This window comes from Caldisalinibacter kiritimatiensis (genome assembly GCF_000387765.1).
In the GTDB taxonomy this organism is placed as follows: domain Bacteria; phylum Bacillota; class Clostridia; order Tissierellales; family Caldisalinibacteraceae; genus Caldisalinibacter; species Caldisalinibacter kiritimatiensis.
In genome coordinates this window covers 1-7,553 of sequence record NZ_ARZA01000244.1, presented here as the reverse complement: position 1 = coordinate 7,553, position 7,553 = coordinate 1, and the positions used below count along the sequence as shown (strand labels likewise).

12 protein-coding genes are annotated in these 7,553 nt (G+C 28.3%); all 12 read right to left on the bottom strand.

Annotated elements, in window-relative coordinates:
* Positions 1-51: 51 nt before the first annotated feature.
* On the bottom strand, positions 52-660 hold the full coding sequence (gene spoIIIAG / locus L21TH_RS11035) for a stage III sporulation protein AG (RefSeq protein WP_006316053.1): 609 nt from the start codon (positions 658-660) through the stop codon (positions 52-54).
* 10 nt (positions 661-670) lie between these two features.
* On the bottom strand, positions 671-1,297 hold the full coding sequence (spoIIIAF, locus tag L21TH_RS11030) for a stage III sporulation protein AF (protein WP_034429947.1): 627 nt from the start codon (positions 1,295-1,297) through the stop codon (positions 671-673).
* Positions 1,298-1,309: 12 nt separating this feature from the next.
* Positions 1,310-2,491 carry a stage III sporulation protein AE gene (gene spoIIIAE / locus L21TH_RS11025; RefSeq protein ID WP_006316049.1) on the bottom strand — a complete coding sequence of 394 codons (1,182 nt, stop codon included), beginning with the start codon at positions 2,489-2,491 and terminating at the stop codon, positions 1,310-1,312.
* Positions 2,492-2,503: 12 nt separating this feature from the next.
* On the bottom strand, positions 2,504-2,890 hold the full coding sequence (spoIIIAD, locus tag L21TH_RS11020) for a stage III sporulation protein AD (RefSeq protein ID WP_006316048.1): 387 nt from the start codon (positions 2,888-2,890) through the stop codon (positions 2,504-2,506).
* A 15-nt stretch (positions 2,891-2,905) separates the two neighbouring features.
* Complete coding sequence (spoIIIAC, locus tag L21TH_RS11015) at positions 2,906-3,103, bottom strand: stage III sporulation protein AC (RefSeq protein ID WP_006316047.1); 198 nt, start codon at positions 3,101-3,103, stop codon at positions 2,906-2,908.
* A gap of 17 nt (positions 3,104-3,120) precedes the next feature.
* Complete coding sequence (spoIIIAB, locus tag L21TH_RS11010; RefSeq protein ID WP_006316046.1) at positions 3,121-3,645, bottom strand: stage III sporulation protein SpoIIIAB; 525 nt, start codon at positions 3,643-3,645, stop codon at positions 3,121-3,123.
* A gap of 2 nt (positions 3,646-3,647) precedes the next feature.
* Positions 3,648-4,664: a stage III sporulation protein AA gene (gene spoIIIAA / locus L21TH_RS11005; protein WP_006316042.1), complete on the bottom strand. Its 1,017-nt coding sequence runs from the start codon at positions 4,662-4,664 to the stop codon at positions 3,648-3,650.
* Between the two features lie 117 nt (positions 4,665-4,781).
* Complete coding sequence (locus tag L21TH_RS11000; RefSeq protein WP_006316041.1) at positions 4,782-5,108, bottom strand: CD1247 N-terminal domain-containing protein; 327 nt, start codon at positions 5,106-5,108, stop codon at positions 4,782-4,784.
* Positions 5,109-5,142: 34 nt separating this feature from the next.
* Positions 5,143-5,700 carry an elongation factor P gene (efp, locus tag L21TH_RS10995; protein WP_006316040.1) on the bottom strand — a complete coding sequence of 186 codons (558 nt, stop codon included), beginning with the start codon at positions 5,698-5,700 and terminating at the stop codon, positions 5,143-5,145.
* An 18-nt stretch (positions 5,701-5,718) separates the two neighbouring features.
* Entirely contained in the window at positions 5,719-6,792 is a 1,074-nt protein-coding gene (locus L21TH_RS10990) for a M24 family metallopeptidase (protein WP_006316039.1), read from the bottom strand.
* 1 nt (position 6,793) lies between these two features.
* Positions 6,794-7,234 carry a type II 3-dehydroquinate dehydratase gene (gene aroQ, locus L21TH_RS10985; protein ID WP_006316038.1) on the bottom strand — a complete coding sequence of 147 codons (441 nt, stop codon included), beginning with the start codon at positions 7,232-7,234 and terminating at the stop codon, positions 6,794-6,796.
* A gap of 111 nt (positions 7,235-7,345) precedes the next feature.
* The coding region (locus L21TH_RS10980; RefSeq protein WP_034429942.1) for a shikimate kinase at positions 7,346-7,553 on the bottom strand (208 nt) is incomplete at its 5' end.

The following is a 7,553-nucleotide window of genomic DNA, read 5'->3' as shown; positions in this document are numbered from 1 at the left end:
CTATTTTTTTTACTAATTTTCTGTGGATAAGTTTAATTTTGTATTTTGCAACTATCTATATTCTCTTGAATATATCTCAACTTTATTCCCGGATATACCTAAAACTGTTTTTACTGCTGAGTAAAGTTTTTCTTTTACTAAAATATCTTCAGCACCTTCTGCAACTACAATTACACCACGTACTTTTGGTTTAACTTCTTTGATAACCAAAAGTGAGTCATTTCCCCCATTATTACTTACTACTATCTGCTGCGTTGTATCTTCTTTTACTATATTACGAGTGCCACCTTGAGCATCTTTTTCCTCTGTACTTTCTTGCATTTTTGTTGTGTTAAATGCTGGTATACGTTCAGCTGAATCTTCTAGTGTTAACATAACATCAACTTCACCTACACCTTTAATTTTTTCAAGAGTTTTTTCAAGTTTTTCTTCCATGCTAGTAACATAATTTTCCACGTTATTATATGACTTATTTTCTATAGGTTTTTGATTCTTATTATTATCTATAAGTAATTTATCGTCCTCAGCTTTTTTATTAGTAAAACTACTTGTGGCTATTAATATTCCAACCCCCATTAATAAAACTATAAACATATTAGTTATAAGTTTTTTATAAGGTCCGTCTTTAAAACCTTTTCTTAACTTATCAAAAATGTTCATCTTATACCCCCTATTCATCACTCATATAAATATATATTTTTTCTTTCGGTATACTATAGCTATCTGTTAAAACGTTAAGTATTGAATTTAATTTAACTTCATCTGCTTTTTTATTCGATTTTTTCGAATCTCCAATCGATATTTTAACTTCATCTATTTGATTCACTTTTATATGGTTATCATTTTTATCTACATATGGTTCATTGTTTTTCTCTTTGACTAACAATTTAATCTCCCTTATATATCCATAATTTTCTTTTTTTCGATTCTCTATTATATCTATCTCTATTACTTCAGTTATATACTTCGTTCTTTTTCTTAATGTTTCTTCTATACTCCTCTTTAGATTTTGTTTGTATAACTTTAAAATTCTTTCATTATTTTCACTTATAAAAGAGCTTTTTGTCTTTTTATCAAACTCCCCTCCTTTTGTTAAATTTGCAAATACTTCTTTTTCTATTTTTATGTAATTATCAAATAATTTTATGAATGGATTTATTATAACAATAATAATTAAAAAACCTATTATTACTCTGATATACTTTTTCATTGTACTACTTGGCAGAATAATTTCTAGGAGAGCTACAAAAACGGTAAGTATAACTATATTCACAGCCCAGTTTTTCAAAAAGTCCATCATATAAAACACCTACCTCATCATTACAGTTATGTTACCTGCAGATATGATTATGGTAATAGCCATAAAGAACATTATTACAACAGAAGCAACTGTAGCAAAAACTATTACAAATGATTTACTAACTTCACTTAAACTATCTACTATTCTCCTGTCAGAAATAGGTTCAATAACCACAGCAGTAATTTTATATATTATTACTAAAGAAATTATTTTTATCAAAGGTACAGCACAAATAATAAAAAGAACTATTAATCCTATTATTCCTATAGCATTCTTAAGTAACATTGAGCATCCTACTACTGTATCCATAGCATCCGAAAGAAAACCACCTACTATAGGTATAAAGGTATCCACTGCAAACTTTGCAGTTCTAATAGTAACTCCATCAACTTTAGCAGTAGCAGTTCCTTGTATCGAAATTACACCTAAAAATATAGTAAGCGAAATGCCAATAATACTAACTACCCCTTGCCTTATTAACCCTGCTAATCTAGATATCTGTACTTTATCTGATAGCTTACTTATTATCCCAATAACTGCTGATATTAATATTAATGGTAAAATAATATCCTTCATCATTGTACTGATAACGTTTAATGCACCTAATATCAATGGGTGGAATAATGCTGATGAGGTTATTCCTCCAACTGCTAAAAGTAATGTAATTAATACTGGTAAAAGAGCTTGCATAAAAACTACCATATCATCTATAACGCTTCTACCTATTTCAAGTCCAAGTGCAAAGCTCTTTATTACTATAGCTATTAATATTAAATAACAAACATAATAAGATAATTCACCTACAGTATTATTTTCAAAAGCACTTTGTATATTTGTTAAAATAGCACAGATAATTGCTAATATTATTAGTTTTGCTATGAGACCAGCATTGGTAACTATTTCACTACAAACTAACCTAAATATCACTTTTAGTATTTCTTCATTTGATAACACTTGCTCACCCTTTAATAAAGAAACTAAATATTGCTTAAAGTTTATTTTAGGTAGTTCTTCACTACTTCTTTCGTTTATTTCATTAATAAGTTTCTGAAGTTCATCTAATTTTAGAGCTTTTATTTGTTCTTGTATTATTCTTTCAGTTGAAGTTTCATCATCTATTCTACTATCTATTCCAAATATTATATGTGGTATAAAAATTATAATTATAGCAATCAAAATCGTTCTTTTCATCTATTTCACACCTTAGGACATAATTTTAACTATTAAATCAATTAACGCTGTCATTATTGGTATTGCCAATACCATAATTAATATCTTTCCTGCTAATTCTATTTTTGATGCAATTGCTTCTTCACCTGCATCCCTTGAAACTTGAGCACCAAATTCAGCGATATAAGCTATACCAATAACTTTTAATATTGTAGAAAAATATATAAAGTCTATATTAATTCTATCAGCTAAGCTACTTAAAAAATCAACAACGTACTTTAACTTTGTTACTACAAACAAAAATATTATTAGGCCTGTTACAATACTTATATGAATTGCCATCTCTGGCTTTTGTTGCTTTAGTAAAATTGCTAGTACTGTTGCGATTATCCCAATACCTACAACTTGAATAATCTCCATCTGCCCTCAACCTCGCTAATACAGTTGAAATATTGTTTTAACACTGTTAAATAAATCATTTATTAAATTAACAACCATCATCAAAACAACAACTATTCCTGCTATTGTAACCATCATAGCTTGTTCTTCTCTACCAGACCTTATCAAAACCTGATTTAATACGGCCACTAATATACCTATGGCACCTATTTTGAATATTAAGTCTACACTCATCTTCTATCCCCTTTCATCTAAAATAATATAATAGTTATTGCAAGACCTGACATTACACCTAAATTTTTATATAACTTCTCATTTTTCTTTTTACTTTCTTCAGCTTCTTTACATTGATTTTCTAATTGAGTATGTATCATTTTAAAATGTTTTTGTTGGTCTAATCTATCTGAGTTTCCAATAACTCTACCTAAAGACAAAATTATTTCAATATCTTCTTTTTTCAAATGCAATTCGTCACTTAATGTTTTACTTACTGATACAAAAACATCAAATACCGTTGCATCTTTATTTTGAATAAGATACTTTTTAATATCATTAAAGACATAGGAAACTTTTTTGTTGCCCTTTAAATAAACATTATTAAATGCTTCTGGTAAAGGTGTTGCAGAGTATACTATTTCAGTTTCTAAAATGCGTATACAATTTTGCAATAAAATCAAATTTTCAACACGCTTTGAATAAGTCATTCCTAAAAAATATCCAATTAAAGTACATGATGAAATTATCATCAAGCTTGCAACAATTTTTAAAAATAACATGCTCATATCCCCTTATTAAGTAAAGAATTGTATTTGCTACCATCAATTATATCTTTTATTGTTCCAACACCCTTTGAGTTGTCCAAAACAATTATTCTTTCAAAAACTTTTTCATTAATAATTTTCTTCATAATAGGTTTTGTTTTAATATCATCTACATTTTCACCATGTATCGTAGCTATTATATTAACTCCAGCCTTAAGTGCTTCATGAATAGCTTTTATGTCATTTTCATCCCCTATTTCATCTGTTGCTATTACATTAGGTGACATAGCTCTGATTAACATTAGAATACCGTCATACTTACGACAACCATCTAATACATCAGTCCTAACTCCTACATCATTCTGAGGCTCTCCATTATACATATTAGCTATTTCTGACCTTTCATCCACTATTCCTACTTTTACACCATAAAAATTGTCTTTTGAAATTCCATTACTTATATTTCTGACTATATCTCTTAATAAAGTGGTTTTACCACATTGTGGTGGTGAAACTATTAAAGTATTATATATTCTATTATTCTGTTTTATAATGTATGGAATAACTTTTTTAGATACACCTTTTATTTCTCTTGCTACTCTTATATTTAAAGATGATATTTTTTTTATAGTCTCTAGTCCATTTTTTCCATACACAGCCTTGCCACTCACTCCAACTCTATGTCCACCTTTTATTGTTATAAATCCATTTTTTATTTCTTCCTCAAATGCATAGACTGAATAATTACTTAATATTCGAAAGGTTTTATAAACATTTTTACTTGATATAATCATAGTATCTATATTTGTTTTTCTTAATTGTCCATTACTGTTAATGAAATAGTCTTCACCATTTAAGAAAATCATCAAAGGCTTTCCTATTCTCATCCTTATTTCTTCAACTTGATTTTTATATCTATCTGGAATTTTACTTATAACATTTGCTACTTCTGGGTCTAAATAAGTTAATATATCATCTAGCTTTTTATATTTTTTTACTTTCTTTAAAATTTCTCTATTATTATGTGTTTGCATAACATGTCCTCCTCTCTTATATATATAGGTATTGAATTTCACCTTATAATATGCCAAAAAATTTAAAAGCCTTGATGTATTTTCATACATCAAGGCTTTATTTCCTTTACTAAGCTATTACTCTTCTATTTCATCATCAATGTATTCATTTTCATCAATAATTAAATCCTCATCTAAATATTCTGGGTCGTATTCATCATAATAATACTCTTCATCGAGTTCACCAAACAATTCGTCTTCTACATCTGTTAAATCTTCATCCATCAATTCTACATACTCACTTAAATCTTCTTGATTTTCAACTACTTCAGCTACTGCATCAGCTAAATCTTCAAGCGTATCGATTATATGTAGCATTAATTTACCTTCTTTACTACTCTCATCAACTTCTAATCCCTCCGCTAACCCTCTTAAATAAGAAATTCTTTCATATAAATAATCCATTTTTTATATCCTCCTTTTTAATATATATTATTACCTAAACTCTAGATAAATACTCTCCTGTTCTTGTATCTATTTTTATCTTATCCCCAACATTTATAAACATTGGTACATTTACAACTGCTCCTGTTTCAACTGTTGCTGGTTTTGTACCTGCTGTTACTGTATCACCTTTAACACCTGGTTCAGTTTCTATAACTTCAAGCTCAACAAAATTTGGTGCTTGAACATCAAATGGTTTACCTTCATGGAATCTTATTATAGCAACATCATTTTCTTTTATATATTTAATAGCTTCCTCAACTTGTTCATAATTTAATGGTATCTGCTCATAAGTTTCAGTATCCATAAAATAATATAAAGAACCGTCATTATATAAATACTGCATTTCTTTAGTTTCAATATGAGCCTTTGGAAACTTTTCAGTTGGGTTAAATGCTTCTTCTCTTATTGCTCCTGTTTTTAAGTTTTTAACTTTAGTTCTTACAAAAGCTGCTCCTTTACCTGGTTTAACATGTTGAAAGTCTATTACTTGCCATATACTTCCTTTCCATTCAATAGTCACACCCTTTTTAATATCTCCTGCTGATATCATTCTATTACCTCCTACTAACTAATTATTTACTTCTATTAATTGTTTTGTAGATTTAGATAATACCTTGCAGCCATCTTCTGTGACAACAACAAGGTCTTCTATTCTTACTCCACCAAATCCTGGTATATAGATACCTGGTTCATCTGTAATTACCATTCCTGGTTTTAATTCTATTTTACCCATTTCGTGCTGAACTAGATATGGTTGTTCATGCACTTCTAATCCTACTCCATGTCCTAAGCTATGTCCAAACCTTGGACCATAACCTTCATTAGTAATTATATCTCTAGCTATTTTATCTAATTCAAAACCAGTTTTACCAGGTTTTATCGACTTTAATACTTCCTCTTGTGCATTTAAAACTATGTTATAAATCTTTTCTTGTTCCTCATTTGCTTTACCCATAACAAAAGTTCTTGTCATATCAGAACAATAACCTTTATATATACAACCCATATCAATAGTTACTAAGTCACCTGCTTCTATAACTTTATCGGAAGCAACACCATGAGGCATTGACGAACGCTTACCTGATGCTACAATGAATTCGAAAGATGGTCCTTCTGCTCCTAATTTTTTCATTTGATACTCTAATTCAACTGCTACTTCCCTTTCAGTCATACCTACTTTTATCTGTTTTAACATATACTCCAGTGCTTTATCAGTTATCTCTGCTGCTTTTTGTATATATTCTATCTCCTGTGAGTCTTTTATCATTCTTATATCATTTAATGCACCTTTTAGAGGAACTAATTTTATATCCCCAACTTTCTCTTTTATATTATTAACAAATTGGTATGTAATAAATTCATCTTCAATGCCTAATCTTTCAATTTTTAACTCTTTTAATAAGCTAAATATGTTTTTTTGCTTATTAATTTCTTTTATTTCATAACCTTTACATTGAGTTTCAGCTTGTTCAGTATATCTAAAGTCTGTTGCAAACATTTGATTATTATTAGATATTAATACGTAACCCGTAGTACCAGTAAATCCACTAAAATATCTTCTATTCTCTGGTTTAAAAATTAAGGTCCAGTCACAATTTAATTCTTCCATTTTCTTTCTTAATTTTTCAATTCTATTATTCATATTAATCCTCCTGTAATAAATATTTTATAGCTTCTAGAGCTAATAAATAGCTTACATATCCAAAACCTGAAATTTGTCCTTTGCAAACTGGAGATATAACCGATTTTTTTCTAAACTCATCTCTATTGTATATGTTAGATAAATGGACTTCAATAACAGGTATTTTTAAAATCTCAATAGCATCTCTAATAGCAATGCTATAATGTGTATAAGCACCAGCATTTATAATAACTCCGTCGTATTCATTAAATGCTTCATTTAATTTTGTTATTATATCTCCTTCACTACTAAATTGATATATATCTACGTTAAAATCTATTTCATTAGCTTTTCTTTCAATAATATTGTTTATATCTTCTAAACTTCTACTACCATAAAAATTTTGATTACGCTTCCCAAGCATATTAAGGTTCGGTCCATGTATCACTAAAATATTTGGCATTATCTCTAAACCCTTCCTATATCTATTCATATAATATATTATCATACTTTCTTTTTTTTGAATAGAATCAACTTAATTTTTTTGTCAGTTTATATATAAAAGAGTCTCTAGTTATAAATTCAGAGACTCTTTATAAAATGTTCTTATTATTTCTCCACCAATATCCTGAATATTTCTATTATCTATCTCTATAACATAATCTGCACTAGCATAATACAAATTTCTACGTTTATTTAGCAATTTTAATACTTTTTCTTTCCAATTATTTGTTTCAAGTAAAGGTCTTTTAGTAGATGAGCTATTAATATTTTCTATAATT

Coding starts and splice junctions, on each gene's coding strand:
- spoIIIAC (WP_006316047.1), bottom strand. CDS start 3,103: ATGAGTGTAGACTTAATATTCAAAATAGGTGCCATAGGTATATTAGTG.
- L21TH_RS10990 (WP_006316039.1), bottom strand. CDS start 6,792: ATGAATAATAGAATTGAAAAATTAAGAAAGAAAATGGAAGAATTAAAT.
- spoIIIAB (WP_006316046.1), bottom strand. CDS start 3,645: ATGTTATTTTTAAAAATTGTTGCAAGCTTGATGATAATTTCATCATGT.
- spoIIIAF (WP_034429947.1), bottom strand. CDS start 1,297: ATGGACTTTTTGAAAAACTGGGCTGTGAATATAGTTATACTTACCGTT.
- L21TH_RS11000 (WP_006316041.1), bottom strand. CDS start 5,108: ATGGATTATTTATATGAAAGAATTTCTTATTTAAGAGGGTTAGCGGAG.
- spoIIIAE (WP_006316049.1), bottom strand. CDS start 2,491: ATGAAAAGAACGATTTTGATTGCTATAATTATAATTTTTATACCACAT.
- efp (WP_006316040.1), bottom strand. CDS start 5,700: ATGATATCAGCAGGAGATATTAAAAAGGGTGTGACTATTGAATGGAAA.
- aroQ (WP_006316038.1), bottom strand. CDS start 7,234: ATGCCAAATATTTTAGTGATACATGGACCGAACCTTAATATGCTTGGG.
- spoIIIAD (WP_006316048.1), bottom strand. CDS start 2,890: ATGGAGATTATTCAAGTTGTAGGTATTGGGATAATCGCAACAGTACTA.
- spoIIIAA (WP_006316042.1), bottom strand. CDS start 4,664: ATGCAAACACATAATAATAGAGAAATTTTAAAGAAAGTAAAAAAATAT.
- spoIIIAG (WP_006316053.1), bottom strand. CDS start 660: ATGAACATTTTTGATAAGTTAAGAAAAGGTTTTAAAGACGGACCTTAT.